We start from the raw sequence: 25,910 nt of genomic DNA, 5'->3' as shown, positions 1-25,910 counted from the left end.
AGAGATATCGCAAACCAGTCAAACCTATCGCCCCAGCCTGGAAGTGAAAGGGCTGGAGGATGTGCCGCGCCCGGTGGTGCCACTGGCCATCGATTTTCCCGACGGGCACACCATCCCGCCGCATGTGCACCGGCGCGCGCAGCTGATCTATGCGGCGCGCGGGGTGATGACCGTCTCCGTGCCAGCGGCGGGCGGCGGTCTCTGGGTGATTCCGCCGCAGCGCGCGCTGTGGATGCCGGGCGGGATCGCCCATTCCATCCGCATGACCGGTGCTGTCGAGATGCGGACGCTCTATCTGAGTGGGGCGGCGGCATCGCGCCTGCCGCCGGATTGCCGCGTAGTTGCCGTCCCGCCGCTTCTGCGCGAGCTGATCCTGCGGGCGATGGACATCCCACCGCTCTATGACGAGCAGGGGCCGGACGGGCGGCTGATGGCGGTGGTGCTGGACCAGCTGCATGTGCTGCCGATCATGCCGCTGCACCTGCCGATGCCGGCGGACCGCCGGCTGGCCGCGATCTGCCGGGCGCTGCTGGCCGACCTTGCCGACAACCGCCCGCTGGAGGAGTGGGGCCGGCAGGCCGGCGCCAGCGTCAGCACGCTCGCCCGGCTGTTCCGCCGCGAGACCGGCATGGGCTTCGCCGCCTGGCGCCAGCAGGCGCGCCTCGTACGGGCGCTGGAGCTGCTTGCCGCCGGCCATCCGGTCACGCAGGTGGCGCTCGACCTAGGCTATGACAGTGTCAGCGCCTTCATCGCCATGTTCCGCCGTGCCTTCGGCGTGCCGCCCTCGCGCTATTTCCGGGAATGAGCGGGACAGGTCTGCGCCATCGCCCCTTGACCCTGCCGCCTTGCTGGCCGAGACATCGGATAACGAAATTGAGGGGGGAAATGATGACCGACCAGCCGAGCTACATCCAGCTGCGCTATGACGATCACGGGAAGAAGGGCCGCGTCGCGCGCGTGACCATCGCCAATGCGCGCAAGCTGAACACCATGAGCACGCCGCTGATGGAGGAGTTCACCGCCATTTTCGCCGAGCTGGCGCGCGACGACAGCCTGCTGGCCGTTGTGCTGACCGGCGAGGGCGAGAAGGCCTTTGTCGGCGGGGCGAATATCGATGAGATGGCCGGGCTGGACGAGCACAAGGCGCGCGCCTTCATCACCCGCGTGCATGGCTGCTGCAACGCGGTGCGGCAGGTGCCGGTGCCGGTGATCGCGCGGATCAACGGCTATACGCTGGGCGCGGGGCTGGAGCTGGCGGCGGCCTGCGATCTGCGCATCGCCGTGGACAGCGCCGTCTTCGGCATGCCGGAGGTGAAGCTGGGCATCCCCTCCGTGGTGGAAGCCGCCTTGCTGCCGGGGTTGATCGGCTGGGGCCGCACCCGTCAGATCCTGCTGCTGGGCGAGAATTTCAGCGCCGCCGAGGCCGAGAAATGGGGATTCGTCGAGAAGCTGGTGCCGGCCGCCGATCTCGATGCGGCGGTCGATGACTGGCTGGCGAGCCTCGTGGAATGCGGGCCGGTCTCGATCCGATTGCAGAAGAAGCTGATCCGCGACTGGGAGGACCTGCCGCTGCGCGCCGCCGTGGCTGCCGGCATCGACAGTTTCGCCACCGCCTGGAAGGGCGAGGAGCCGCGCCGCATGATGGATGATTTCCTGAAGGCACGCGAGGAACGCCGCAAGGCGAAGTAGGGGGCTGGTTGCTTCGCCTTTGTCATTCCCGGGCTTGACCCGGCAATCCAGGGGCCATGTTCTGTAACGCTACAGGCAAGGCACCGCCCCTGGACCCCCGGGTCAAGCCCGAGGGTGACAGGTCGGAGCGGGTGACAGGTCGGAGAGGTAAGCCTTACCAGCTGGTGACGACCGCGCCCTTGAAGCGGGTCTGGATGAATTCCTTCACCGGCTGGGTGTGATAGGCCTTCAGCAGGGCGGCAACCCAGGGCTTGCCCTTGTCCTGCTCGCGTACGGCGATGATGTTGGTGTAGGGCGACTCGGCAGTCTCCCGCGCGATGGCGTCCTTCACCGGGTCGAGGCCGGCCTCGACGGCGTAGTTGGTGTTCACCGCCGCTGCCGTGACGTCATCCAGGGAGCGCGGCAGCTGCGCCGCGTCCAGCTCGATCAGGCGCAGCTTCTTGGGGTTCTCCGCGATGTCCAGCAGGGTCGGCTTCAGGCCGACGCCGTCGCGCAGCTTGATGACGCCCTTGGCCTGCAGCAGCAGCAGCGAGCGGCCGCCATTGGTCGGGTCGTTCTGGATCGCCACGGTGGCGCCCTCGGGCAGCGCGTCGAAGGACTTCACCTTCTTCGAATAGAAGCCCATCGGGAACACCACGGTCTGGCCGACCGACACCAGCTTGAAGCCGCGATCTTTCACCTGATTGTCCAGATAGGGCAGGTGCTGGAAGGAATTGGCCTCGATATCGCCGGACGCCAGCGCGGTGTTCGGCACGACATAGTCGGTGAACTCGATGATCTTGATGTCGAGCCCGTCCTGTGCCGCGACCTTCTTCACCTGCTCCAGGATTTCGGCGTGCGGGCCAGCGGAGACGCCGACGCGGATGGTCTCCGCCGAGGCGGCACCGGCGAGACCGGCGGTGAGCAGCAGGGCGGCGAGGCCGCCGAGGATACGCTTGTTCATGAGAGATACTCCTTTGGTTTTGACTTGGAAAATCAGGCGGTGCGCAGGCGCTTGTTCACCCGCCGGGCGAGGCGTTCGCCCAGCGACTGGATGCCCTGCACAAGCACGATGAGGAGGAGGACGACGGCGGCCATCACCTCCGGCATGAAACGCTGGTAGCCATAGCGGATGCCAAGATCGCCCAGCCCGCCGCCGCCGACCGCGCCGACCATGGCCGAGTAGCCGATCAGGCTGACGATGGCCAAAGTGAGGCCCAGCAGGATGCCGGGCAGGGCTTCCGGCACCAGCACCTTGGCGATGATCTGCAAGGGGGTGGCGCCCATCGTCTCCGCCGCCTCGACCAGCCCGCGATCCACCTCGCGGATTGCCGTCTCGACGATGCGCGCGATGAAGGGCGTGGCGGCCACGGTCAGCGGTACGATGGCCGCACTGGTGCCGATGGAAGTGCCGGCGACCAGCCGCGTGAACGGGATGATCGCCACCACCAGGATGATGAAGGGCGTCGAGCGGGTGGCATTCACCAGCACCCCGCCGATGCGGTTGAACAGCGGGGCGGCCAGCAGTTCGCCCTGGCCGGAGGTCGCCAGCCAGACACCGAGCGGCAGGCCCAGCGCCGTGCCGATGGCGCCGGACAGCGCGACCATGTAGAGCGTGTCGAGCGTGGCTTCAGCCAGCAGCAAGAAGAGCTGGTGCGACATGGCCCAGGACCTCCACGGAAAGTTGATGGGACTGGAAGAAGGCGAGTGCTGTGCCCAGCGTCTCGCCATTGGGCAGGGAGACCACCAGCGTGCCGAAGGGCCGGCCCTGGATATGGTCGATGCGGCCCGACAGGATGTTGGCGTCGATGCCGTGATGCCGGGCCAGTCGGCTGAGGATCGGCTGGTCGGCGCTGTCGCCGGTGAAGCGGATCAGCAGCACCGCCTCGCCGCCCGGCTGCGCCTCGGCCTGCAACTGGTTGGCCAGCGACGGCGGCAGGTCAATGCCGGTCACTATGCCGATGAAGGAGCGCGTGGTCGGGTGCTGCGGCCGGGTGAATACCTCGAACACGCTGCCCTGTTCGATCACCCTGCCGGCCTCCAGCACCGCCACCTTGTGGCAGATTTCCTTGATGACATGCATCTCGTGGGTGATGAGGACGACCGTCAGCCCCAGCTTGCGGTTGATCTCGGCGATCAGCCGCAGCACGTCGCGTGTGGTTTCCGGGTCCAGCGCGCTGGTCGCCTCGTCACACAGCAGCACCTTCGGCTCGGTCGCCAGCGCGCGGGCGATGCCGACGCGCTGCTTCTGCCCGCCGGACAGTTCGGCGGGGTAGCGGTCGCGCTTGTCGGTAAGGCCGACCAGTTCCAGCAGCGGCTCGACCCTGGCTTTGATCGCGGCTTTCGGCAGGCCGGCCAGTTCCAGTGGCAGTGCCACATTGTCGAACACGCTGCGCGAGGACAGCAGGTTGAAATGCTGGAAGATCATGCCGATGCCCCGGCGTTCCCGGCGCAGGGCGGCGCCGGACAGGGCGGATATCTCCACACCGTCCACCAGCACGCGGCCGGAGGTGGGGGCCTCAAGCCGGTTGATGACGCGGATCAGCGTCGATTTGCCGGCACCCGACCGGCCGATGATGCCGTAGATCTCACCGGCCCCGATGGTCAGGCTGACCTCGTTCAGGGCGGTAACAGCAGGTCCACCGCGCTTGGGCGGCGGGTAATGTTTGGAGACCTGATCGAGCTGGATCATGTCCTGGGACTCCTGACGTAAGGATGACGGAATGTCCCCGCTGGCGGGCGGGTTCAATCGTTCTGGAAAAGGGAAAAAGGGCCGGGCGCTCTTGCGGAAGAGGGCCGGGCCAGGCCGGCTGTCAGGTTCGACAGCGGCAGCGGCACATTCGGCGGGTGGCGCCGGAGGCCGGGAAATCAGGCAATAAAAAAAGCGCACACATGGCTCACTCCATCAACAGACGGGAAAACCACGAATACGCTCCGTGGCGCTTTAGCGTTTGTTGACGCGGCGCAAGCTGCTCCCTCAAATCACCGCGAGACAAGTTTCCCTGTCTGCTGGTGAAGATAGGGATGGCGGTTTTTCCGTCAAGCGGAAATGTGCGCAGGAGGGGGCTGAATTTTTTGCAACGCACAATGGGGGCTGAACTCTCTCCGCGGAAGAACCGCTTTCTCTTTCGTCATGGTCGGACTTGATCCGACCATCCATTGACCGAGCGAACCGCACTGACCGCTGGACCCTCGGGTCAAGCCCGAGGGTGACGAGAAAGAAGAGGGGAGAGGGGAAGTCCCCCCTACATCACCACTTGGCCGACGGTCAGGCCGCCGCAGACATTCAGCACCTGGCCGGTGACGAAGCCGGCCCCGTCGGACATGAAATAGGCGCAGGCCGCCGCCACTTCGGAAGGCTGGCCGATGCGGCCGACCGGCACGGTGGCGATCAGCGCCTCGGCCTGTGGGCTGCCCGGCGGGTTGGCATCGCGGAACAGCTCGGTCTCGATGGGGCCGGGGGCGACGCAGTTCACGGTGATGCCGTCGCGCGCCAGCTCCAGCGCCCAGCTGCGGGTGAAGCCGACAACGGCAGCCTTGGTGCCGCCGTAGATGCCGCGCCCTTCCTTGCCCAGCGCGGCGCGGCTGCCGATATTCACGATGCGCCCGCGCCGCTTTGCCTTCATCGCCGGCAGCACGGCCTGGCTGCATTGCAGCAGCGCGCGCATGTTCACCGCGATCATCTGCTCGAAGGCCGGCAGGCTGGCCTGCTCCAGCCGCTCCACGGTGATCAGGCCGGCATTGTTCACCAGATTATCGACCTGATAGGTCTTCGCGATCTCCGCCAGCGCGCGGGCGGTGTCAGCAGCATCCGACAGATCGCCGGTCACATAGTCGCCGGGAAAGCCCTCCTTCGGCGCGCTGCGCGACAGGCCGATCACATGATGGCCGCGCGCCGCCATGTCTTTCGCCAGCGCCAGGCCGATGCCCCGGCTGGCGCCGGTGATGAGGGTGATGGGTTTCGACATTGCTTCCTCCCTGTTCCGCCCTGCGGGCGTAAAGATTTGCCGTCACTTAGTTGTAAAGTTTGCTGACGACTTTGTTTTCTGTCGGTAGCATGATGCCCGCAAGCGCCGGGCCGGCGTCAAGGCGCAAAGGCCGGTACACAAACACCAAATCCAGGGATCGCCATGTCCAAGCGTGTGCTCATTGCCCAGATCATGCACGAGACGAACACTTTCAGCCTGCTGCCGACAGATGAGGGGGCCTATCGCCGCCGCTATCTGGGCATCGGTGACGAGATTGTCGGGCAGTTCCGCGGCACCCGCACGGAGCTTGGCGGCTTCATCGACGCCGCCGAGCGCTTCGGCTGGACCACGGTGAACGCGGTCGCCGCCAACGCCACCCCGTCTGGCAAGGTGACGGCGGATTGCTGGGCGATGCTGAAGGGCGCCGTGCTGGATGCGCTGGACAAGCAGGGACCGGTGGACGGCATCTGCCTCGCCCTGCATGGCGCGATGGTGACGGAAACGGAGGATGATGCGGAAGGCGCGCTGCTGGAGGCGCTGCGCCGCCGGCTTGGCCCGCGCGTGCCGATCGCCATCACGCTGGATCTGCATGCCAATGTCAGCGATGCGATGGCGGAGAATGCCAATGCCATCATCGCCTACCGCACCTATCCGCATATCGACCAGTTCGAGCGCGCGGTGCAGGCCGCCGACCTGGTGAATGAGATGATGGAGGGCCGGCTGGAGCTTGGCTGCATCGTCGGCCGCCCGCCCTCGCTGGATGGCTGCGACCATGGCCGCACCAGCGCCGGCGTTGGCCCGATGGTCGATCTGCTGGCCAGGGCCGCGGAATATGAGAAGGAGACCGGCATTCACGCCATCTCCATCCATGCCGGCTTCCAGTGGTCGGACATCCACATGGCCGGCCCGTCCGTGTCGATCAGCCATAATCCGGCGGTGACGCGGCGCGCGAAGGATATTCTGGATACGCTGATCCGCGAGATCTGGGACACACGCGACAAGCAGACCGTGCATTACCAGACGCTGGACGTCGCGGTGGCCGAGGCGTTGAAGGGCGATGACGGCACCGGCAAGCCGCTGGTCATCGCCGACCCGACGGACAATCCGGGCGGTGGCGGCTATGGCGACACGACGAACCTGCTGCGCGCGCTGCTCGATGCCGGGGTGAAGAATGCCTGCTTCTGCCCGATCACCGATCCGGCGGCGGTGCAGGCCGGCCAGAAGGCCGGTGTTGGCGCCAGCATCACGGTCGAACTGGGCGGCCATACCGATCCGGCCTTCGGTGCGCCGATCAAGTGCACCGGCGTGGTAAAGCATCTGGGCGATGGCCGCTTTGTGCATGACGGGCCGATGTGGAAGGGCGTGGTCATGCAGATGGGCCCGACCATGGTGCTGGAGGTTGGCGGCATCGAGATCGTCGTCACCAGCAACCGGCAGCAGACCACCGACCATCAGGCCTTCCTGACCAACGGCATCGATCCGTTGAAGAAGAGCGTCATCGTGGTGAAGAGCGCGCATCATTTCCGTGCCGCCTTCGAGCCGATCTCCCGTAAGGTCATCGCGGTTGATTCCGGCTCGCTGTGCTCGCACGACTGGTCGCGCTTCGACTTCAAGAAGCTGCGGCGGCCGATCTGGCCGCTCGACGAAGTGGTTTTCTAAGTCCCAACCTGGCACGACAAGAGGAACAGAAATGGCCGAACTGACGCTCTCCAACGGTGCCAAGCTCTATTACGAGGTGCATGGCGACGGGCCGCCGCTGGTGCTCGCCGCCGGACTGTCGGGCAGCGCCACCTTCTGGAACGTCCATGTGCCGGAACTGTCGAAGCACTACAAGGTCGTGCTGCACGATCATCGCGGCACCGGGCGCAGCAGCCTGGACCGGATTGAGTATTCGGTGCCGCAGATGGCCGATGACGTGCTGGCGCTGATGGACCATCTCGGCATCGACAAGGCGCATTTTGCCGGCCATTCGACCGGCGGGGCGATGGGCCAGCATATTGCGCTTGAACATCCGGAACGCATCGACCGGCTGGTGCTGAGCGCCACCTGGGCCGGCTTCGACGGTTATTTCCAGCAGCTGTTCCGGGTGCGCACGGAAATCCTCGACAGCATGGGGCCGGGGGCCTATCTGCGCGCCAACATCCTGTTCATGCTGCCCAGCGACCATCTGCGCGACAATCCGGATGCCGGGCTGATCACCGACGAGGCGGCGGCGAAGCAGGTGCCGGTGCCGGAGATCGTGAAGTCGCGCATCGCCGCCATCATGGCGCACGACCGGCGCAAGGATGTGCCGACGATCCAGCACAGGACGCTGGTGTTCGGCGCGCGCGACGACATGGTGACGCCGGCCTATCTCAGCGAGGAACTGGGCCGCCTGATCCCCAACGCCGAGACGGTCATCCTGCCGCATGGCGGACATTTTTACCCGGCCGTCCACCCGGAGCGCTTCCGCGAGGTGCTGACCGGCTTCCTGGAGGGGTGAGGGGCGCTCACCCCATGTACTTCGAGACGGCCCTGCGGGCCTCCTCAGGACGAGGGGAGCATTGGATTACCGGTGGCGCCACCTGGTGACCTCATGCTGAGGAGCCTGCACAGCAGGCGTCTCGAAGCATAAGGCGGCTGGCTCCCCTCTCCCGCCAGGGGAGAGGGTAAGAAGGGGAAGGAAACTACTTCCCACGACGGATTTCTCCCGCTGCCGCGTACAAGGGAAAAGGCATCGCCCTTGGAATGCCTTAGTTGCCGCCTACATTGTGTGTTAAGAACGGCTCGCAGCATTTGTTTACCGGGAGAGCAAGCATGAGCGCTGGCACATTTCTTTCTGCCGCCGGCACCAAAGGCACCGTGACGAAGCTGGCGCTGACCAAGCTGGCAATGGTTACCGGGCTGGCGCTGCTGGTCGCCGCCTGCGCGCAGCCGACGCCCTACAAGCCGCGGCTGGACAGCTCGACGGGCTTTTCCGAGCAGCAGATCGAGGGCAACCGGTTCCGCGTGACCTTCTACGGCAATGACGTGACGCCGCGCGAGACGGTGGAGAATTACCTGCTCTACCGCGCCGCCGAGCTGACGCTGCAGCGTGATGGCGACCATTTCGTGCTGGTCGAGAAGGATATCGAGCGCATCACCGATTATCACGGCAATGCCGGCTGGCCGGGCGGCTACAGCGTCTATGGCAGCCGCTGGCCCGGCAGCTATGGCTATGGCATGGGCTGGAACACCAACAGCTACGCGCAGAACCGGTACCGCGCCTATGCCGATATCCTGATCTTCAAGGGGCGGACACCGAAGGACGATCCGAAATCCTACGATGCCCGCACCGTGATCGAACAGCTGGGGCCGACGGTCCGCTACCCGCAGCCGCGCTGATCCCTCAACCCATCAGTCGTCGTCCGACCTGCCGGCGCCGAAGGCGTGCGGCAGCAGGTTGGGGTCGATATCGGCGCCCTGGGTCTCCGGGAAGCCCTCGACGCCGCCGAGCCGCGTCGAATCGCGCTTCGCTGTCGCCGGGCTCTGCATGTAGAGCGTGATCAGCTCCGCCAGATTCTCCAGCGCGCTTTCATGCACCCGCTCATAGCCGTGCGAGGCGTCGATGCCGAAGGTCAGCAGCGCTGTGCGGATGTCATTGCCGGCCTCCACCGCCGAGGCGCCGTCGCAGCGGTAATAGCGGAACACGTCGCGCTGGTGCGGGATGCGATGATCCTTCGCCAGCCCGATCAGCTTGTGCGTCAGGTGATAGTCGAACGGGCCGGTCTGGTCCTTCATCGCGATGGTCACGCCGGTCTCGCGCGAATTCTGGCCGGGGGCGGTGGTGCCATTGTCGATGCTGACCAGCTCCGCCACGTCGCCATGCAGCACGGCGGAGGCACCCGATCCCACCTCCTCGGAGATGGTGAACAGCAGATGGCAGTCCATCGGCAGCTCCATCTCCGCTTCCTTCACCGCCTTGGCGGCGGCCAGCATGACGGCAGCACCCGCCTTGTTGTCGAGATGGCGCGAGACGATGTAGCCGGTCTCCAGGAATTCCGGCTGAGGATCGATGGCGACATAGTCGCCGATATTCACACCCAGCTTCTCCAGGTCCGCGCGACTTTCCGCCTGCGCGTCGATGCGCAGCTCGACATGGTCCCAGCCGACCGGCTGGGTATCGATCTCGCGGTTGAAGGTATGGCCGGAAGCCTTCAGCGGCAGGATGGTGCCGCGATAGGCGCTGTCGTCGGTGAACAGGGTGACGCGCGCGCCCTCAGCGAAACGGGCCGACCAGTGGCCGATCATCACCAGCTCCAGCCGGCCATTCGGCTTAAGGTTCTTCACCATGGCACCCAGCGTATCGAGATGGCTGACCACGGCGCGGTCGGGGCTGTATTGCCGGCCCGGCAGGTCGGCGCGGATGGCGCCGCGCCGTGTCAGCTCGTAGGCGATGCCGAGCCGCTCCAGTTCGCGGCTGACGAACAGCACGACCTGATCGGTGAAGCCGCTCGGGCTGGGAATGCACAACAGCTCGCTGAGTACCCCCTTCAGATAGGCCATGTCGATGGTCGGCTTGTGCATGATATCCCCTGTGGTTTCGGTTCCCTGACGTTGGGTTTGCGACGGTTCTCCGTCTTTCCTGTTCCCGTTAGCGCATGTCCTTTGGCGGCCAGCGGTCGATGGCGGTCTGCGGGAACAACAGGTCGATGAAGCGTTCCGCCGTCGGCTGCGGCTCGTGATTGGCGAGGCCGGGCCGCTCGTTCGCCTCGATGATTGCGTAATCGGGCCGGGCCGCGCTGGGGACGATGAAATCCAGCCCGACCACCGGAATGTCGATGGCCCGCGCCGCCTTCACCGCCGCATCGACCAGCGCCGGATGCAACTGGTCGGTTACATCATGGATGGTACCGCCAGTGTGCAGGTTGGCGGTCTTGCGCACCAGCAGCGTCTCGTTCTCCGGCAGGATGCTGTCCAGCTCATAGCCGCCCATGGCGACGCAGCGCTCGGTCTCCACATCCATCGGAATGCGGCTTTCCCCGCCGGTCGCGGCGGCACGGCGGCGGCTCAGCTTTTCGATCAGCTGCTCCACCGTATGATGGCCGGTACCGGTGATCGAGGGCGGTCGGCGCACAGCGGCGGCCACCAGCTTGAAGCCGATGACAATCAGGCGCAGATCCTCGCCCTGTACCAGCTCTTCGATCAGCACCGTGTCGCAGGTGCGGCGCGCCGTCTCGATGGCGGTCTTCAGCTCCTCTACGCCGCGCACATCGACGCTGATGCCGCGCCCCTGCTCGCCGCGCGCGGGCTTCACCACCACCGACTTGTATTCCTTCAGGAAGGCGATATCGGCCTTGGTGTCGCCGGCGGTGCGCTGGGCCGGCACGCGCAGCCCTTCCTTCTCCATCAGGCGGCGGGTCACCGCCTTGTCGTCACAGCGGCTCATGGCGACGGCAGTGGTCAGCTCCGACAGGCTCTCGCGGCAGGTTATTGACCGCCCGCCATGGGTCAGCTTGAAGAAGCCGCCCTCGGCGTCCAGCACCTCGACGCCGATGCCGCGCCGCCGTGCCTCGTTCACCAGCAGCATGGCGTAGGGGTTCAGATTTTCCTCGACCGGCGGGCCGGCGAACAGCTTCTCGTTGATCGTGTTCTTGGTCTTCACCGCGAACACCGGCACGCGCTGGAAGCCCAGCTTCTCGTAGAGGCCGATGGCCTGGTCATTATCGTGCATCACCGACAGGTCCATATAGGCCCGCCCGCGCGCCGCGAAATGCTCCGCCAGATGGCGCACCATCGCCTCGCCGATGCCGGGATAGGGCGCCTGCGGATCGACCGCCAGGCTCCACAGGCTGCTGCCGTTTTCCGGGTCCCTGAAGGCATTCACATGGTCGATGCCGGTGACCGCGGCCAGCACCTTGCCGGTCGCCAGATCTTCGGCCACCAGGAAGGTCAGATGCTTCTTCATCCGGTTGGTCCAGAAGAAGGCCGGATCGACCTGCACCATGCCGCGCCCGGCATAGATGTCGTTCACCGCCTGGGCATCGGCAATGGTGCGCAAGCGGCGCACGGCGAAGCCCTTGGGGCGGCGGCGTGCCGGCCGATAGGCTGACATCTGAAGCCGGTAGGTGTGCGAGGGGTCGAGGAACAGCGCCTGCGGCGCCTTCGCCAGCAGGACATGCGGTTCATGCACATAGAAGGCGATGTCGCGGCGGCCCGCCGGTTCCTCGCGCAGCAGCTCCACCAGCCTGTCGCCATCGGTGAAGGTGTGGGCGAAGATCAGCCGGCCCCAGCCGCAATCGATGGCGGCGTCACGCGGCCAGTCCTCGCCCTTGATGCGGTCGCCCTGGCGCGTGGCCTCGCGCAGGCTGACGGCGGTGTGGCGCTGCAGCCGCTCGTTGCCGCCGCGCTGACGGCGGGGCGGGGCGGGGCGGGGATTGGTCCTGGCGGTCATGATGGTCATTCCTCTTGTCCTCCCTCGCGGAAGCGGGCTTACGCCTGGTTCTGCTGCAGCCAGAGTTCCAGCAGCGCGCACTGCCACAGCTTGGAGCCACGCAGCGGCGTCAGATGCGCGTCGGGGTCCTTAAGCAAGGTCTCGACATAGTCCGGGTTGAACAGCTTGCGGTCGCGCGCGGCCTGCGAGGTCAGCGCGTCGCGCACCATCTCCAGGAAAGGTCCGCGCAGATATTTCAGCGCCGGCACCGGGAAATAGCCCTTCGGCCGGTCGATCACCTCCTTCGGGATGACCTTGCGGGCGGCCTCCTTCAGCACATACTTGCCGTCGCCTTCCACCTTCATCTCCGGCGGAATGCGGGCGGCCAGCTCCACCAGCTCATGGTCCAGGAAGGGCACGCGCGCCTCCAGACCCCAGGCCATGGTCATGTTGTCGACGCGCTTCACCGGGTCATCGACCAGCATGATGGTGGTGTCGAGGCGCAGCGCCTTGTCCACCGCCGTATCGGCGCCGGCCATGCCAAAATGCTCGGCGATGAAGGCGCGGCTGTGGTCGCCATCCACGAAGCGCGGATCGACCGCCTTGCCGAATTCCGCATGGGTACGGTCGCAGAAGACGCGGGCGTAATCCTCCACCGCCGCGTTGCTGTTCATCAGCGGCGGGTACCAGTGATAGCCGGCGAACACCTCGTCGGCGCCCTGGCCGCTCTGCACCACCTTCACATGCTTCGCCACCTCCTGGGAGAGCAGGTAGAAGCCGATGGCGTCGTGGCTGACCATCGGTTCCGCCATGGCGGCGATGCAGTTCTGCAGCTCCGGCAGGGCGCGGCTGGAATCGACGAAAAGCTGGTGATGGTCGGTGCCGAAATGCTTCGCCACGATGTCGGAATACTGGAACTCGTCGCCGCGTTCCTCGCCGACTGTCTCGAAGCCGATGGAGAAGGTCTTCAGATCCTGCTGTCCCAGATTGGCCAGCAGCCCGACGACAAGGCTGGAATCCAGCCCGCCGGACAGCAGCACGCCGACCGGCACGTCGGCAACCAGCCGGCGCTTCACCGCGAGGGTCAGCGCGTCCAGCGTCTTTTCCTGCCAGTCCTCGAAGCTGAGATTGGCCTCCTCGGCGCGGCGCGTGAAGCTGGGCCGCCAGTAGCAGTGCTGCTTGCGCGCACCATCCGGCTCGATGATCATCAGCGTCGCCGGCGGCAGCTTGCGCACGCCCTTCAGGATGGTGTAGGGCGCCGGAACAACGGCATGGAAGCTCATGTAATGATGCAGCGCCACCGGGTCGATATCGGTATCGACCGGCTCGCCCGCTGCCCGCCCGGCCGCCAACAGCGCCGGCAGGGAAGAGGCGAAGCGGAAGCTGCCCGCCGTCTCGGCATAATAGAGCGGCTTGATGCCCAGCCGGTCGCGCGCCAGCGTCACGCGACCGCTGTCGCGTTCGGTAACGGCGAAGGCGAACATGCCGTGGAAGCGCGACACGCAGTCCGGCCCCCAGGCGTGGAAGGCCTTCAGCACCACCTCGGTGTCGCCGGTGGAGAAGAAGCGGTAGCCCTTTGCCTCCAGCTCGGCCATCAGCTCCCGGTAATTGTAGATGATGCCGTTAAACACGACGGTCAGGCCAAGGCCGTTATCCACCATCGGCTGCTGCGCGCGCTCGGTGAGGTCGATGATCTTCAGCCGCCGGTGGCCCAGCGCCACCCGTCCTTGCAGGAACAATCCTTCGCCATCCGGCCCGCGCGGGGCCATCCGGTCGGTCATCGCCGCAATCGCGGCGCTGGAAGCGGGGTGATCGTCGAACCGGATTTCACCGGCAATGCCGCACATCTATCTGTTCTCCGTTCTTGGTTTCGTGTCCTTGAAACGGATGACGGGAGGCAAGGTTCGCAAGACCGTCAATATTACAGTCAGTATGCCTTGGCAGAGACAAAATGATAACCGTCGGAACCCGCATTTCTGCGTCCGTCATCGATTTTTCATGGAGTAATGGATTGGTCGATTGTGATCGAAGGGATCGGGCGATGCGGCCCTGTGCTGTGGAGGATTTCACCACGGCTCAGCGCTGCCTGCTACATTACCTAGGTAGGTAATCCGTTAATTCAAGGAAAATATTGAATTTTATCGAATGATTGGGGGTTTTCTCATTCTTCGTCACCCTCGGGCTTGACCCGAGGGTCCATCTGACTGCGCGGTTCGCTCGGTCAATGGATAGTCGCGTCAAGCCCGACCATGACGAAAGAGAGAGGGTAGCTCCTCACACCGGCTTCAGCAGGGTGTGGCGCTTCTTGCCGGCGGACAGCTTCAGCACGCCATCGGCCAGGTCGGCGGGGGAGAGCACGGCGTTCTCGTCGGATATCACCGCATCGTTCAGACGGGCGCCGCCGCCCTTGATGAGCCGGCGGGCCTCGCCATTGGAGGCCGCGAGGCCGGCAATCCGCAGCGCCTCATAAGCGGGCAGGCCGGCGGCTAGCTGCGCCTGCGGGATTTCCACGGTCGGCAGGCCCTCGGCAGTGGCGCCTTCCTCGAAGGTGCGGCGCGCGGTTTCGGCGGCCTCGTTCGCGGCATCCGCGCCGTGGCACAGCTTCGTCGCCTCGAAGGCCAGCACCTTCTTCGCCTCGTTGATCTCCGCCCCTTCCAGGGCTTCCAGCCGGGCGATCTCGTCGAGCGGCAGTTCGGTGAACAGGCGCAGGAAGCGGCCAACATCGGCATCTTCCGTGTTGCGCCAGAACTGCCAGAAATCGTAGGGCGACAGCCGGTCGTCATTCAGCCAGACCGCGCCATTGGCGGTCTTGCCCATCTTGGCACCGGACGCCGTGGTGATCAGCGGGCTGGTCAGGCCAAACAGGCTGGCATCCTCGACCCGGCGGCCCAGCTCGATGCCGTTCACGATGTTACCCCACTGGTCGGAGCCGCCCATCTGCAGCTGCACGCCGCCGCGCCGCCACAGCTCCACGAAATCGTAGGCCTGCAGGATCATGTAGTTGAATTCGAGGAAGCTGAGCGACTGCTCGCGGTCCAGGCGGATCTTCACCGACTCGAAGCTCAGCATCCGGTTGATCGAGAAATGCCGGCCGTAATCCCGCAGGAACGGGATGTATTCCAGCTTGTCCAGCCAGTCGGCATTGTTGACCATCACCGCGTCGGTTGGGCCGTCGCCGAAGGTGAGGTACTTGCCGAACACCCGCTTGATGCCGTCGAGGTTGCGCTGGATGTCCTCGTCGGACAGCAGCTTGCGCGCCTCGTCGCGGAAGGAGGGATCGCCGATCTTGGAGGTGCCGCCGCCCATCAGCACGACCGGCTTGTGGCCGGTCTTCTGCAGCTGGCGCAGCATCATGATCTGCACCAGCGAGCCGACATGCAGGCTGTCCGCCGTGGCGTCGAAGCCGATATAGGCCGGCACCGGCTTACCCTGTGCCATCACGCCGTCCAGCGCCTCGATGTCGGTGCACTGGTGCATATAGCCGCGCCCGACGATGGTGCGCAGGAAATCGGACTTCGGCTGGATGGTAGGGCTGGTCATGGCGCCACTCGGCAAATCAGGGGTTTCTGTCGGACGCGGGATGTAGCACAGGCTTGCGCACCGCGACAATCGGGGAGGCGTGCTTCTTCACCCGGCCACGTCTAGTGATAATGGATAGGTCCTTAATTCTCCCCTCACCCAGCTTCGGCTAGGCTCGTTCCTCGCCAAGCCTTCGCAACCCTCTCCCCTTCCGGGGCGAGGGATATTTTTAAAACAGTCTCTTTGCACTCCCTCGCCCCCTTGGGGGAGAGGGTTGCGCAGCCTTATCGAGCCGTATGGCGAGATTAGGCGAAGCTGGGTGAGGGGGCTAAACCCTACCGCTTCATCAGGTCGCGGAGCTGCCAGTACCAATAGACGGTCTGCGCGGCCAGCGGTCCGACGGGGCCGCCAGCGAAGCTGAGGCCGAAGGGGCGGAACAGCTTCCAGCTCTCGTCGCCCTGCGCGATGGCCTTGGCGACCGTCTCGCCGCCGGCCGTGGTGGAGCACATGCCATGCCCGCCGAAGCAGGTATTCACCCACACGCCGGGCTTCAGCTCGCCGATCAGCGGCATCTTGTGCGTGGTGTAGCCCATGGTGCCGGGCCAGGCGACCTCCACCTTCGTGCCGGCCAGCTGCGGATAGACCTTCAGCATGTCGCCCAGCATCAGCCGGTCGAGATTGGCCGGGTTGGTGGCCATGCTGATCCGTCCGCCCCACAGGATGCGGCTGTCGGGCAGGGCGCGGTAGTAGTCCGGCGCAAAGCGGCTGTCGGAGACGGCATGGTTGCCGCGCATCGCGGTCTTCAGCCGGTCGCCCAGCGGTTCGGTCAGCATGACATAGGTGCCGATGGGCAGGATAGAAAAGCGCAAGCGCGGCAGCAGCCAGTGCAGATAGCCGCTGGTGGCGATCACCACCTGCCTGGCCTTCACCGTGCCGCGCGCCGTCTGCACGCGCTTGGTGTCGCCGTCGAGGTCCAGCCGGGTCGCCGGGCTGTCCTCGAAGATCCTGACACCCAGCCCCTCCGACGCCGCCGCCGTGCCGCGCGTGAAGTTCAGCGAATGGAAGTGGAAGCCGTCCGGGTTGTAGATCGCGTCGTAATAGCGCTTCGACAGATAGAGGTCGCGGATTCGGGCGCGTGGCCAGAACTCCATCCTCGTACCGAAATTCTCGTTCATGAAGGCGATGTTGGCCTTCAGCTCCTTCGGCCGGTCGAACCAGGAGATGTTCAGCTTGCCGTCCACCAGCGGGCCGCAGGGCATGTCGTACTGCCCGATCCGGCGGCGGATGACGCCCATCGCCTCCTGCGTCAGGCCATAGAGCGCCTTGGCATTCTCCAGGCCGACGCTCTTCACCAGCGCGGCGGGGCCACGGGAATAGCCGGCCGAGACGAAGCCGCCATTGCGCCCGGAGGCGCCGAAGCCGACCTGCCTGCCTTCCAGCACCACGACGTTGGTGACGCCGCGTTCCGCCAGCCCCAGCGCGGTGGCAAGGCCGGCCATGCCGCCGCCGATGACGCAGACATCCGCCTCCACCTCGCCTTCGAGGGATGGACGGCGGGTCGTGTCAGCCAGGGTGCGGCTGTAATAGCTGTCGATATAGGCATGCGTCATGGCGGCGAGACTAACCGAAGCCGGACCGGTCGGGAAGCCGGCTTGCATCCTGCCCGCCAGCCCCGTTAGATGGGCTGGAGTTTCCGGGGCGAAGGCAGGGAAGATGAGTGTAAAGACCGCAATCGGGCTGATGAGCGGCACCTCGATGGATGGCATCGATGCCGCGATCCTGACCAGCGACGGGCACCGGATCGAGACGCTGGGGCCGGCCTTCACCGTGCCCTATGACGCCGATTTCCGGGCGCGGCTGCGCGGCGTGATGGGCGCGCCGGAAGGGGCCGATATCGCCGGGGTGGAGCGGGAACTGACCGAGCGCCATGCCGAGGCGGTTGCCCGGCTGCTGGCGGAGGCCGGCATGCAGGCGGCGGAGATCGACGTCGTCGGCTTTCACGGCCAGACCATCCTGCATCAGCCTGCGCAGGGCCAGCCCGGCAAGGGGCGGACGCTGCAGATCGGCGATGGCGCGCTGCTGGCGCGGCTGACCGGCATCCAGGTGGTGAATGACTTCCGCAGTGCCGATGTGGCGGCAGGCGGCGAGGGGGCGCCCTTCGCACCGGCCTATCACGCCGCACTGACGGCGCAGCTTGGCCGGCCGGTGGCGATGCTGAATCTGGGCGGGGTCGGCAATGTCACCTGGATCGGCGGCGAGACCGACCTGCTGGCTTTCGATACCGGGCCGGGCAATGCGCTGATCGATGACTGGGTCCACCGCCATACCGGCGCCACGCATGACGCGGATGGCAGGCTGGCGGCGCGGGGGAAGGCAGACCGGGTGCGCATCGACACGGTGCTGGAAGGGCCCTATTTCCAGCGCCGGCCGCCCAAGTCTCTGGACCGGGACGATTTCTCCGCCAGCCTCGCCGACGGGCTGTCGCTGGAGGATGGCGCGGCGACGCTGACGGCGCTGACAATCGCCTCTGTCGCGAAGGCTGCCGACTGGTTCCCGACACCGCCGCAGCGCTGGATCGTCACCGGCGGCGGGAGGCGCAATCCGGTCATCATGGACGGCCTGCGCGCCGCGCTGGGCGTGCCGGTACAGGCGACAGAGGATCTGGGCTGGGACGGCGACGCGCTGGAGGCGCATGCCTTCGCCTATCTGGCGGTGCGGTCGCTTGCCGGGCTGCCGCTCAGCTTCCCCGGCACCACGGGCGTCCCCCACCCGTTGCCGGGCGGGGTGCTGCATAAACCCTGATTGCTATCAGGCCTCGGTCTTCACCAGCGCCTTGTCGAGGTAATCATCGACATGGCCGATCATCTCCTCGATCTGGCCGGTGAAGAAATGGTTGGCGCCCTCGACCAGCCGGTAGTCGATGGTGATACCGCGCTGGTGTGACAGCTTATCCACCAGCTTCTTCACCGATTCCTGCGGCACGATGTCGTCGGCGGCACCCTGCACCACGAGGCCGGAGGCCGGGCAGGGGGCAAGGAAGGTGAAATCATACATGTTGGCTGGCGGCGCCACCGAGATGAAGCCGCTGATCTCCGGCCGGCGCATCAGCAGCTGCATGCCGATCCAGGCGCCGAAGGAGAAGCCGGCGATCCAGCACTGGCCGGCATTCGGATTGTAGGTCTGTAGCCAGTCCAGCGCCGAGGCGGCGTCCGACAGCTCGCCCTCGCCCCGGTCATAGACGCCCTGCGAGCGGCCGACGCCCCGGAAGTTGAACCGCAGGACCGAAAAGCCGCGCTGCGCGAAATTGTGATACAGCGAATAGACGATCTTGTTGTTCATCGTCCCGCCATGCTGCGGGTGCGGATGAAGCATCAGCGCGATCGGCGCGTTGGGCTGGGTGCCGTGCTGGTAGCGTCCCTCAAGCCGTCCTTCCGGACCGTTGAAAATCACTTCGGGCATGGGCCTTGCGTTCTCCTCATATGCGTGGTGCCCGCATGAGACCGACTCCGGGAGTCGGTCTTGCGCCGCCGTTTCCCGTAAAAGCGGTGCGCAATACTTGATCGGGTAACTGGGACATTCTATATCGACTAAGTGTGCGCTGGCCGGCAGCGCCGGCCGCGTGGCCCGGCGCATCCTTTTGGCGGGCCGGGACTATATCATGCTGGGGTGGGCAATGTTCAAGAAACTCGGTGAGGACATCGACGCCATCATGGCGCGTGACCCGGCGGCGAAGTCGCGGCTGGAGGTTATGCTGTGCTATCCGGGCTTTCATGCCCTGCTGTTCTATCGCCTCGGCAATGCCGCCTGGCGGCGCGGCTGGAAGCTGCTGGGCCGCTTCCTGTCGCATCTGGGCCGCGTGCTGACCGGCATCGAGATTCATCCGGGTGCGACCATCGGCCGGCGTTTCTTCGTCGATCACGGCATGGGCGTGGTGATCGGCGAGACGGCGGAGGTCGGTGACGATGTCACCCTCTATCAGGGCGTCACGCTGGGCGGCACCTCGCTGCATCAGGGCAAGCGCCACCCGACGCTGGGCGATGGTGTGATCGTTGGCTCCGGCGCGCAGGTGCTGGGGCCGCTGAATGTCGGCAAGGGCGCGCGGGTCGGTGCCAATGCCGTGGTGCTGAAGGATGTGCCGGAGGGTGTCACCGTGGTCGGCATTCCGGCCCAGGTGGCGATCAGCCGGTCGAAGCAGGAGGATGCGTTCTGCGCCTATGGCACGCCGGCGGGCGACATGCCGGATCCAGTGGCGCGCGCGCTGGACGGGCTGCTGCAGGAGGTGACGGCGCTGAAGGCCCGTGTCGTGGAGCTGGAGGGCAGCCCGCCGGCGATGGCGAAGCAGGCCAGCAACGGGCGGGGTCATGCGGCCTCCCGCGATGGCAATTAGGAGGCCGGCGCGATGAAGCTCAGCACCAAGGGGCGCTATGCCGTCATGGCGATGGTCGATCTGGCGGCCACCAGCGATGGCCAGCCGGTGGCACTCGCCGATATCGCGGAGCGGCAGGAAATCTCGCTCTCCTATCTTGAACAGCTGTTCGCCAAGCTGCGGCGCGGCGGGCTGGTGCGCAGCGTGCGTGGCCCCGGCGGTGGCTATCTGCTGGCCCGTCCGGCCGCCGAGACACGGGTGTCCGATGTCATCCTGGCGGTGGATGAGCCAATCCGCGCGACGCGCTGCGCCCCCGGTTCCCCGGCCGGCTGCAAGGGCAACAAGAGTCGCTGCGCGACCCATGATCTGTGGGAGGAGCTGGGCAACCAGATCCATCTCTATCTCGGCTCCGTCAGCCTGCAGGACGTTGTGACGCGGCAGGTGCGGCCGGCGATGTTCCCGGCTGCGATGGCGGGCAAGCCCAATCTGGGCGCCGCCGCCGAATAGACGAGACCATGGCCATTACCTATCTCGACCATAACGCCACCACGCCGGTGCGGCCGGAGGCAATGGAGGCCGTTCTCGACGCAATGCGGGAAGGCGGCAACCCGTCTTCCGTCCATGCCGCCGGGCGTACCGCGCGCAAGCGGCTGGAACAGGCGCGCCGCGATGTGGCGGCGCTGATCGGTGCTGATGCCTCCCGCCTGGTCTTCACCAGCGGCGGGACGGAGGCGAACGCGCTGGCGCTGCTGGGCAGCAGACGGCCGCGCATCCTCTATTCCGCCATCGAGCATGATTCGGTGCGTGCCGTGCATCCGCAGGCGGAAGCCGTGCCGGTAACGCCGGAGGGCATTATCGACCTAGACGCGCTGGACAGCATGCTGGCTGCCGACAGCGGGCCTTCCATCCTCTCACTGATGCTGGCGAACAACGAAACCGGCATCCTGCAACCTGTGGCCGAGGCGCGCGAGATCGCGCAACGCCATGGCACGCTGGTGCATTGCGACGCGATCCAGGCGGCCGGCAAGCTGCCCGTCGATGTGGCGGCGCTGGATGTCGATCTGCTGAGCATTTCCGCCCACAAGATCGGCGGCCCGCCGGGCGTTGGCGCGCTCTATATCCGCCCCGGCCTGGAGCTTGCCGCGATCCAGCGTGGCGGCGGCCAGGAACGGCGGCTGCGCGGCGGCACCGAGAATCTGCCGGGCATCGCCGGTTTCGGCGCAGCGGCACAGGCGGCAGCGTCGGAGATCGGGCGGCTGCAGGCGCTGGCCGGTTTGCGCGATGCGCTGGAGGAGGGCGTGATGGCGGCGACGCCGCAGGCGGTGATCGTCGGGCGCGATATGCCGCGCCTGCCGAACACCAGCTGCATCGCGCTGCCCGGCGTGAAGGCGGAGAATATCGTCATGGCGCTGGACCTCGCGGGTGTGGCGGTCAGCGCCGGTTCCGCCTGCTCTTCCGGCAAGGTCACGGCCTCGCATGTGCTGGCGGCAATGGGCCTGCCGCAGGAGGTCGCCGGCGGCGCCATCCGCGTCAGCTTCGGCTGGACCAGCACGGCGGCGGATGGGGAGGCGTTCCTTGCCGCCTGGTCGCAGACCGCGCGGCGGTTGCGGCCGATGGCGGTGGCCTCGTGAGAGGCCTTGCCATGGCGGGGATTGCACCCATCTAGGGTGGCTGATAAACCCACCCGGTCCAGAAGACCCCACCCGTTCTTTCGTGACAATCGACAGCGAGTTTGAGGAAGGCAGCATGCCGAAGATGGTGTTCATCGATCCCGACGGTACGCGGCACAAGGTCGAGGCCCCGGTCGGTCTCTCCGTGCTGGAGGTCGCGCATCGCAACGGCATCGATATCGAGGGCGCGTGCGAGGGCTCGCTCGCCTGCTCGACCTGCCATGTCATCGTCGATCCCGCCGATTTCGGCCGGCTGGAGGAGCCCAGCGAGGATGAGGAGGACATGCTCGACCTCGCCTTCGGCCTGACCAAGACCTCCCGGCTGGGCTGCCAGATCGTCATGACCGAGGAGCTGGACGGGCTGACCGTCCGCCTGCCCTCCGGCACCAACAACATGATGGGCTGATCGGATGACGGAAGCGCTCGCCCCGCAGTTGGCCCCCCGGGGCAGCCTGTTCGCCCGGCTGCGCGAGGCTGCCCAGCCGCACTGGGGCGACTATGTCGACCACCGCTTCGTGCGCGGTTTGGGCGATGGCACCCTGCCGGAGGCGGCCTTCCGCTATTATCTTGGCCAGGATTACCTGTTCCTGATCCATTTCGCGCGGGCCTATGCGCTGGCGGTGTACAAGTCGGAAAATCTGGAGGATATGCGCGCCGCCAATGATGCGGTCGGCCATATCCTCGCCGAGACCTCCCTGCATCTGCGCTACTGCGCCGGCTGGGGGATGAGCGAGGCCGATGTCGTGGCGCTGCCGGAAGACCCGGCCTGCATGGCCTATACCCGCTATGTGCTGGAACGCGGCATGGCCGGCGACATTCTCGACCTTCAGGTGGCGCTGGCGCCCTGCGTCGTCGGCTATGCCGAGATCGGGCTGGCGCTGAAGGCCGACCCGCGCACGACGCTGGAGGGCAACCCCTACCGCGACTGGATCGAGACCTATGGCGGCGACGATTATGTCGCCGTCGCCCGTAAATCCGTCGCCACGCTGGACCGGCTGTTCGCCCAGCGCGGCACTGAGGCCCGCATCCCCAGCCTGTCCCGCACCTTCACCGAGGCAACCCGCCTGGAAGTGCGTTTCTGGCAGATGGGCCTCGACGTGCTGGAGCACGCGAGGGAGTAGGGCAATTGTAACCCTCTCCCCTCGCGGGAGAGGGTGGTGAGCAAAGCGAACCGGGTGAGGGGACGGCTCCAGCCATGCGGTTCCCCCTCACCCAGCCTCGCCTAATTCGCTTCGCTCATAAGGCTCGACAACCCTCTCCCTCCAGGGGAGAGGGGATTCTTGATGCTCCGGGAATGACGGATGATAAAAACGAACCCCGGTGCATTTCCGCCGAAATCGCCTATATTCCAGCCCATGAATTCTCTCGGGATCGATAAGCGGCCGGCGGATACCCGCGTGGTCGTCGCCATGTCGGGCGGGGTGGACAGCTCCGTCACCGCGGCGCTTCTGCATGAGCAGGGCTATGAGGTGATCGGCATCACGCTGCAGCTCTACGATCACGGCATGGCGCTGCAGAAGAAGGGCGCGTGCTGCGCCGGGCAGGATATCTACGACGCCCGCCAGGTCTGCGACCGGCTGGGAATTCCGCATTACGTTCTGGATTACGAGAGCGCCTTCCGCGAGGCAGTGATCGACGATTTCGCCGATGCCTATCTGCGCGGTGAGACGCCGATTCCCTGTGTGCGCTGCAATCAGCGCGTCAAGTTCCGCGACCTGCTGCAGACTGCCCGCGATCTCGGCGGGGAGGTGCTGGCGACCGGCCATTACGTGCAGCGCGCGATGGGGCCGGCAGGGCCGGAGTTGCGCCGCGCCGTCGATCCCAACCGCGACCAGAGCTATTTCCTGTTCGCCACCACGGGGGAGCAGCTGGACTATCTGCGCTTCCCGCTGGGCGGCATGGAGAAGCCGGCGGTGCGTGCGCTGGCCCAGCGCTTCGGGCTGGAAGTCGCCGACAAGCCGGACAGCCAGGATATCTGCTTCGTGCCGACCGGGCGTTATGGCGATGTGGTGCAGAAGCTGCGCCCGGGTGCTGTGGAGGCCGGCGAGATCGTGCATGTCGATGGCACGGTGCTGGGCCGCCATGACGGCGTCATCCACTATACGGTCGGGCAGCGCAAGGGGCTGGGCATCGGCGGCCGTGTCGAGTCGACCGACGCGCTCTATGTCGTGCGCATCGAGCCGGAAGCGCACCGTGTCGTCGTCGGGCCGCGCGAGGCGCTGGCGAAGCCCGGCGTTACCCTGACCGAGGTGAACTGGCTGGCCGCACCGGATGCCGGGGGCATACCGGTGCTGGTGAAGCTGCGCAGCGCCATGGCGCCGGTACCGGCCTTGGTGCGGGCGACACCGGCGGGCGCCAGCGTCAGCTTTGACGATCCGCAATATGGCGTATCGCCGGGGCAGGCCTGCGTGTTCTATGACCGCGACAGCGGTGAGCGCGTGCTGGGCGGCGGCTGGATCTTGCGCGAGGAGCAGGCGCTCGCCGCCTGAGTTACCGCCACACGCCGGGCCGCACACCGATGGCGGTCACCAGCCCATAGGCGGTGATGCCCAGCGCCACGCCGAGGAAATGCCCTTCCAGCCCCATGCCGGCGACATTGGCCAGCAGCCAGCCGCCGCCGACCGCGATGCTGATGCGGGAGAAGGCGGCGATCACCGCCCAGCGCATCCGCCCGGCACCCATCGCGGCGAAATAGAGTGCCATGCCGAGGCCGAAGCCGCCGAAGGCGAAGCCGGTATAGGCCAGTCCGCGCGTCGCGATTTCAATGACCGCCGGATCGTCGCTGAAGGCGTCGGCGAAGCTGTGCGGGAACAGCGCCACGGCCAGGCCGGCGGCACCTGCCATTGCGAAGGCGAGCAGCCCGCCGGTCCAGGCGATGCGCCGGCCATTCTGCCAGTCGCCGGCGCCCACGGCGCGGCCGACCAGCGCGGTCAGCGCCGAGCCGACGCCGAAGGCCAGCGGGATCATCAGGAATTCCAGCCGCGCCGCGATGCCATAGGCGGCCACTGCCGCCGGCCCGTGGCCCGATATCTGCGCGGTGACCAGGATGGTTGTCAGATTGGCGACGGAGGCCAGCGCGCTGGCCACCAGCCCGACCGATAATATGCGGGTGAACAGGGTGCCGGAAGGCCGGATGCGCAAGCTGGGGGTGAAGCCCGCACCGCCTTGCAGCACCACCGCGACCATCGCCAGCGCTGAGGCCCAGAACACCAGCGCGAAGGCAGCACCGATGCCGGCCAGCCCCATGCCCAGCGGCTCCGCCAGCAGCCAGGACAGCGGCGGATAGACGATATAGCCCAGCGTCAGCACGCGCGCCGCCAGCCCGTGCCGGCCGCCGCCGCGCAGCACCGAGGCCAGCGTGTTTGCCAGCCACAGCGGAATCGCCCCCGCGCCGAACAGCCAGATCGCGTAAGGCGCGGCGGCCTCCGCCGCGACCGGCCCGGCGATCAGCCCCAGTACGGCGCGCGGGAAGATTGCCAGCAGCAGCGCGAACAGCCCGCCGCCGATGATGGCGATCAGCGCCGCGTGCAGCACCAGGGAGGAGGCCTCCTGCTCGCGGTTGCCGCCGAGCGCGCGGGCGATGGCGGAGACCACGCCGCCACCCATGGCGCCCGCCGACATCTGCTGCATCAGCAGGGCGAAGGGCAGCACCACGGCCCAGCCGGCCAGCGCCGCCGTACCCTGCTGCGCGGCGATCCAGGTTTCCAGCAATTGCGCGGCGATCTGCAGGAAGGCAAGCAGTGCCGTCGGCGTCGCCAGCTTCTGAATACGGCGCAGGATGGAGGGGATCGGTTCGACCGGTGCGCCGGCTGCCGGGATCGCGGTCATTCCTGTTCACCGGCGCCAAACCGCTGGCGGATCGCCCGGCCGGCACCGGGGCCGGGCAGCACGCGTAGCTTGTCCAGTGTCAGCGGCGCGCCGGCACTGTCCAGCAGCGGCGGGGAGGCCACTTCCCGGCCGGTATCGGCCTCAACCAGCCGGATCACCGGCCCTTCCGGCCCGGCCATCCAGCGGTCGCCCCAGCGCTTCAGCGCCAGATAGGCGGGGAAGAAGTCGCGGCCCTTCTCGGTCAGCCGGTATTCGTGGCGCACGCCCTTCTCAGGCGAGGGCACGCGCTCCAGCACGCCATGTTCGACCAGCTTGGCGAGGCGGGCACTCAATATGTTGGAGGCGATGCCGAGATGGCGCAGGAAATCGTCGAACCGGGTGGTGCCGTAATAGGCCTCGCGCAGTAGCAGGATGGCCCAGCGTTCGCCCAGCACCTCCATGGAGCGGGCGACCGGGCAGCGCATGCGGGAAAAATCGGTACGGACCATCGCCATCTCCAG

General features: G+C 66.5%; 24 protein-coding genes and 1 riboswitch. Of the genes, 12 read left to right on the top strand and 12 right to left on the bottom strand.

Translation table 11 applies throughout. The features are described 5' to 3' along the window. Window positions 1-43 precede the first annotated feature (43 nt). Together P24_RS00930 and P24_RS00925 are read left to right on the top strand one after the other, a co-directional pair. Window positions 44-805 carry an AraC family transcriptional regulator gene (locus P24_RS00930; RefSeq protein ID WP_008942804.1) on the top strand — a complete coding sequence of 254 codons (762 nt, stop codon included), beginning with the start codon at window positions 44-46 and terminating at the stop codon, window positions 803-805. Window positions 806-885: 80 nt separating this feature from the next. Continuing rightward, entirely contained in the window at window positions 886-1,689 is an 804-nt protein-coding gene (locus P24_RS00925) for an enoyl-CoA hydratase (RefSeq protein WP_008942803.1), read from the top strand. 154 nt (window positions 1,690-1,843) lie between these two features. Here the strand turns inward: P24_RS00925 and P24_RS00920 are convergent, their stop codons facing one another. From P24_RS00920 to P24_RS00905, 4 genes are all read right to left on the bottom strand, one after another. Further along, on the bottom strand, window positions 1,844-2,632 hold the full coding sequence (locus tag P24_RS00920) for a MetQ/NlpA family ABC transporter substrate-binding protein (protein ID WP_008942802.1): 789 nt from the start codon (window positions 2,630-2,632) through the stop codon (window positions 1,844-1,846). Window positions 2,633-2,664: 32 nt separating this feature from the next. Next, the gene (locus tag P24_RS00915) at window positions 2,665-3,330 is read right to left on the bottom strand and encodes a methionine ABC transporter permease (protein WP_008942801.1); all 666 of its coding nucleotides are present in this window, start codon (window positions 3,328-3,330) and stop codon (window positions 2,665-2,667) included. Beyond that, window positions 3,299-4,360 carry a methionine ABC transporter ATP-binding protein gene (locus P24_RS00910; protein WP_008942800.1) on the bottom strand — a complete coding sequence of 354 codons (1,062 nt, stop codon included), beginning with the start codon at window positions 4,358-4,360 and terminating at the stop codon, window positions 3,299-3,301. Before P24_RS00910 ends, P24_RS00915 begins: the two co-directional genes overlap by 32 nt. A 232-nt stretch (window positions 4,361-4,592) precedes the next feature. After that, a riboswitch (SAM riboswitch) is annotated at window positions 4,593-4,667 on the bottom strand. Between the two features lie 246 nt (window positions 4,668-4,913). Further along, a complete protein-coding gene (locus tag P24_RS00905) occupies window positions 4,914-5,636 on the bottom strand; it encodes an SDR family oxidoreductase (protein WP_008942799.1) in 723 nt (240 codons plus the stop codon). A gap of 162 nt (window positions 5,637-5,798) precedes the next feature. Between P24_RS00905 and P24_RS00900 the strand changes: the two genes are divergently transcribed. The 3 genes from P24_RS00900 to P24_RS00890 all read left to right on the top strand — a co-directional run bounded on the left by P24_RS00900 (window position 5,799) and on the right by P24_RS00890 (window position 8,999). Continuing rightward, window positions 5,799-7,295 carry a M81 family metallopeptidase gene (locus P24_RS00900; RefSeq protein ID WP_008942798.1) on the top strand — a complete coding sequence of 499 codons (1,497 nt, stop codon included), beginning with the start codon at window positions 5,799-5,801 and terminating at the stop codon, window positions 7,293-7,295. 31 nt (window positions 7,296-7,326) lie between these two features. Then, window positions 7,327-8,118, top strand: a complete 792-nt coding sequence (locus P24_RS00895) for an alpha/beta fold hydrolase (RefSeq protein WP_008942797.1) — start codon at window positions 7,327-7,329, stop codon at window positions 8,116-8,118. 314 nt (window positions 8,119-8,432) lie between these two features. After that, window positions 8,433-8,999 carry a CC0125/CC1285 family lipoprotein gene (locus P24_RS00890; protein WP_008942796.1) on the top strand — a complete coding sequence of 189 codons (567 nt, stop codon included), beginning with the start codon at window positions 8,433-8,435 and terminating at the stop codon, window positions 8,997-8,999. Between the two features lie 12 nt (window positions 9,000-9,011). On the opposite strand, the gene P24_RS00885 is transcribed toward P24_RS00890, so the two are convergent. From P24_RS00885 to P24_RS00865, 5 genes are all read right to left on the bottom strand, one after another. Then, on the bottom strand, window positions 9,012-10,181 hold the full coding sequence (locus P24_RS00885) for an osmoprotectant NAGGN system M42 family peptidase (protein WP_008942795.1): 1,170 nt from the start codon (window positions 10,179-10,181) through the stop codon (window positions 9,012-9,014). Between the two features lie 67 nt (window positions 10,182-10,248). Next, on the bottom strand, window positions 10,249-12,048 hold the full coding sequence (gene ngg / locus P24_RS00880) for an N-acetylglutaminylglutamine synthetase (RefSeq protein WP_121219085.1): 1,800 nt from the start codon (window positions 12,046-12,048) through the stop codon (window positions 10,249-10,251). Window positions 12,049-12,086: 38 nt separating this feature from the next. Next, window positions 12,087-13,874 carry an N-acetylglutaminylglutamine amidotransferase gene (locus P24_RS00875; protein ID WP_008942793.1) on the bottom strand — a complete coding sequence of 596 codons (1,788 nt, stop codon included), beginning with the start codon at window positions 13,872-13,874 and terminating at the stop codon, window positions 12,087-12,089. Between the two features lie 427 nt (window positions 13,875-14,301). Beyond that, window positions 14,302-15,567 carry a tyrosine--tRNA ligase gene (tyrS, locus tag P24_RS00870; protein WP_008942792.1) on the bottom strand — a complete coding sequence of 422 codons (1,266 nt, stop codon included), beginning with the start codon at window positions 15,565-15,567 and terminating at the stop codon, window positions 14,302-14,304. 314 nt (window positions 15,568-15,881) lie between these two features. After that, window positions 15,882-17,204, bottom strand: coding sequence for an NAD(P)/FAD-dependent oxidoreductase (locus tag P24_RS00865; RefSeq protein WP_202802334.1), 1,323 nt, complete (start codon window positions 17,202-17,204; stop codon window positions 15,882-15,884). A gap of 55 nt (window positions 17,205-17,259) precedes the next feature. Here P24_RS00865 and P24_RS00860 point away from each other — a divergent pair, with 55 nt between their 5' ends. Next, the gene (locus P24_RS00860; RefSeq protein WP_008942790.1) at window positions 17,260-18,348 is read left to right on the top strand and encodes an anhydro-N-acetylmuramic acid kinase; all 1,089 of its coding nucleotides are present in this window, start codon (window positions 17,260-17,262) and stop codon (window positions 18,346-18,348) included. A gap of 6 nt (window positions 18,349-18,354) precedes the next feature. On the opposite strand, the gene P24_RS00855 is transcribed toward P24_RS00860, so the two are convergent. Then, window positions 18,355-19,005, bottom strand: coding sequence for an alpha/beta hydrolase (locus P24_RS00855; protein ID WP_008942789.1), 651 nt, complete (start codon window positions 19,003-19,005; stop codon window positions 18,355-18,357). Between the two features lie 199 nt (window positions 19,006-19,204). Here P24_RS00855 and cysE point away from each other — a divergent pair, with 199 nt between their 5' ends. From cysE to mnmA, 6 genes are all read left to right on the top strand, one after another. Further along, window positions 19,205-19,933 carry a serine O-acetyltransferase gene (gene cysE, locus P24_RS00850; protein ID WP_202802333.1) on the top strand — a complete coding sequence of 243 codons (729 nt, stop codon included), beginning with the start codon at window positions 19,205-19,207 and terminating at the stop codon, window positions 19,931-19,933. A gap of 12 nt (window positions 19,934-19,945) precedes the next feature. Next, window positions 19,946-20,419: an Rrf2 family transcriptional regulator gene (locus tag P24_RS00845; RefSeq protein WP_008942787.1), complete on the top strand. Its 474-nt coding sequence runs from the start codon at window positions 19,946-19,948 to the stop codon at window positions 20,417-20,419. Window positions 20,420-20,427: 8 nt separating this feature from the next. Continuing rightward, window positions 20,428-21,543 carry a cysteine desulfurase family protein gene (locus tag P24_RS00840; protein WP_008942786.1) on the top strand — a complete coding sequence of 372 codons (1,116 nt, stop codon included), beginning with the start codon at window positions 20,428-20,430 and terminating at the stop codon, window positions 21,541-21,543. 115 nt (window positions 21,544-21,658) lie between these two features. Continuing rightward, window positions 21,659-21,988: a ferredoxin family 2Fe-2S iron-sulfur cluster binding protein gene (locus P24_RS00835; protein WP_008942785.1), complete on the top strand. Its 330-nt coding sequence runs from the start codon at window positions 21,659-21,661 to the stop codon at window positions 21,986-21,988. A 4-nt stretch (window positions 21,989-21,992) separates the two neighbouring features. Further along, window positions 21,993-22,703 (top strand): thiaminase II, encoded by a 711-nt coding sequence (gene tenA / locus P24_RS00830; protein WP_008942784.1) that lies wholly within the window; start codon window positions 21,993-21,995, stop codon window positions 22,701-22,703. A 234-nt stretch (window positions 22,704-22,937) separates the two neighbouring features. Next, the gene (gene mnmA / locus P24_RS00825) at window positions 22,938-24,071 is read left to right on the top strand and encodes a tRNA 2-thiouridine(34) synthase MnmA (RefSeq protein WP_008942783.1); all 1,134 of its coding nucleotides are present in this window, start codon (window positions 22,938-22,940) and stop codon (window positions 24,069-24,071) included. Window position 24,072: 1 nt separating this feature from the next. Here the strand turns inward: mnmA and P24_RS00820 are convergent, their stop codons facing one another. Together P24_RS00820 and P24_RS00815 are read right to left on the bottom strand one after the other, a co-directional pair. Further along, a complete protein-coding gene (locus P24_RS00820) occupies window positions 24,073-25,410 on the bottom strand; it encodes an MATE family efflux transporter (protein WP_008942782.1) in 1,338 nt (445 codons plus the stop codon). Further along, window positions 25,407-25,898 (bottom strand): winged helix-turn-helix transcriptional regulator, encoded by a 492-nt coding sequence (locus P24_RS00815; protein ID WP_040706137.1) that lies wholly within the window; start codon window positions 25,896-25,898, stop codon window positions 25,407-25,409. The genes P24_RS00820 and P24_RS00815 overlap by 4 nt, the downstream gene beginning before the upstream one ends. Window positions 25,899-25,910 lie beyond the last annotated feature (12 nt).

The sequence above is a fragment of the Oceanibaculum indicum P24 genome, assembly GCF_000299935.1.
Classification (GTDB): domain Bacteria; phylum Pseudomonadota; class Alphaproteobacteria; order Oceanibaculales; family Oceanibaculaceae; genus Oceanibaculum; species Oceanibaculum indicum.
Note: the sequence above shows the minus strand (reverse complement) of the source record. Positions and strands in the feature narration are given on the sequence as shown.

Bases quoted from the DNA above. Each gene is read 5' to 3' on its own strand.
- P24_RS00925 (WP_008942803.1), top strand. From the start codon at position 886: ATGATGACCGACCAGCCGAGCTACATCCAGCTGCGCTATGACGATCAC.
- P24_RS00920 (WP_008942802.1), bottom strand. From the start codon at position 2,632: ATGAACAAGCGTATCCTCGGCGGCCTCGCCGCCCTGCTGCTCACCGCC.
- P24_RS00915 (WP_008942801.1), bottom strand. From the start codon at position 3,330: ATGTCGCACCAGCTCTTCTTGCTGCTGGCTGAAGCCACGCTCGACACG.
- P24_RS00910 (WP_008942800.1), bottom strand. From the start codon at position 4,360: ATGATCCAGCTCGATCAGGTCTCCAAACATTACCCGCCGCCCAAGCGC.
- P24_RS00905 (WP_008942799.1), bottom strand. From the start codon at position 5,636: ATGTCGAAACCCATCACCCTCATCACCGGCGCCAGCCGGGGCATCGGC.
- P24_RS00900 (WP_008942798.1), top strand. From the start codon at position 5,799: ATGTCCAAGCGTGTGCTCATTGCCCAGATCATGCACGAGACGAACACT.
- P24_RS00895 (WP_008942797.1), top strand. From the start codon at position 7,327: ATGGCCGAACTGACGCTCTCCAACGGTGCCAAGCTCTATTACGAGGTG.
- P24_RS00890 (WP_008942796.1), top strand. From the start codon at position 8,433: ATGAGCGCTGGCACATTTCTTTCTGCCGCCGGCACCAAAGGCACCGTG.
- P24_RS00885 (WP_008942795.1), bottom strand. From the start codon at position 10,181: ATGCACAAGCCGACCATCGACATGGCCTATCTGAAGGGGGTACTCAGC.
- ngg (WP_121219085.1), bottom strand. From the start codon at position 12,048: ATGACCGCCAGGACCAATCCCCGCCCCGCCCCGCCCCGCCGTCAGCGC.
- P24_RS00875 (WP_008942793.1), bottom strand. From the start codon at position 13,874: ATGTGCGGCATTGCCGGTGAAATCCGGTTCGACGATCACCCCGCTTCC.
- tyrS (WP_008942792.1), bottom strand. From the start codon at position 15,567: ATGACCAGCCCTACCATCCAGCCGAAGTCCGATTTCCTGCGCACCATC.
- P24_RS00865 (WP_202802334.1), bottom strand. From the start codon at position 17,204: ATGCAAGCCGGCTTCCCGACCGGTCCGGCTTCGGTTAGTCTCGCCGCC.
- P24_RS00860 (WP_008942790.1), top strand. From the start codon at position 17,260: ATGAGTGTAAAGACCGCAATCGGGCTGATGAGCGGCACCTCGATGGAT.
- P24_RS00855 (WP_008942789.1), bottom strand. From the start codon at position 19,005: ATGCCCGAAGTGATTTTCAACGGTCCGGAAGGACGGCTTGAGGGACGC.
- cysE (WP_202802333.1), top strand. From the start codon at position 19,205: ATGCTGGGGTGGGCAATGTTCAAGAAACTCGGTGAGGACATCGACGCC.
- P24_RS00845 (WP_008942787.1), top strand. From the start codon at position 19,946: ATGAAGCTCAGCACCAAGGGGCGCTATGCCGTCATGGCGATGGTCGAT.
- P24_RS00840 (WP_008942786.1), top strand. From the start codon at position 20,428: ATGGCCATTACCTATCTCGACCATAACGCCACCACGCCGGTGCGGCCG.
- P24_RS00835 (WP_008942785.1), top strand. From the start codon at position 21,659: ATGCCGAAGATGGTGTTCATCGATCCCGACGGTACGCGGCACAAGGTC.
- tenA (WP_008942784.1), top strand. From the start codon at position 21,993: ATGACGGAAGCGCTCGCCCCGCAGTTGGCCCCCCGGGGCAGCCTGTTC.
- mnmA (WP_008942783.1), top strand. From the start codon at position 22,938: ATGAATTCTCTCGGGATCGATAAGCGGCCGGCGGATACCCGCGTGGTC.
- P24_RS00820 (WP_008942782.1), bottom strand. From the start codon at position 25,410: ATGACCGCGATCCCGGCAGCCGGCGCACCGGTCGAACCGATCCCCTCC.
- P24_RS00815 (WP_040706137.1), bottom strand. From the start codon at position 25,898: ATGGTCCGTACCGATTTTTCCCGCATGCGCTGCCCGGTCGCCCGCTCC.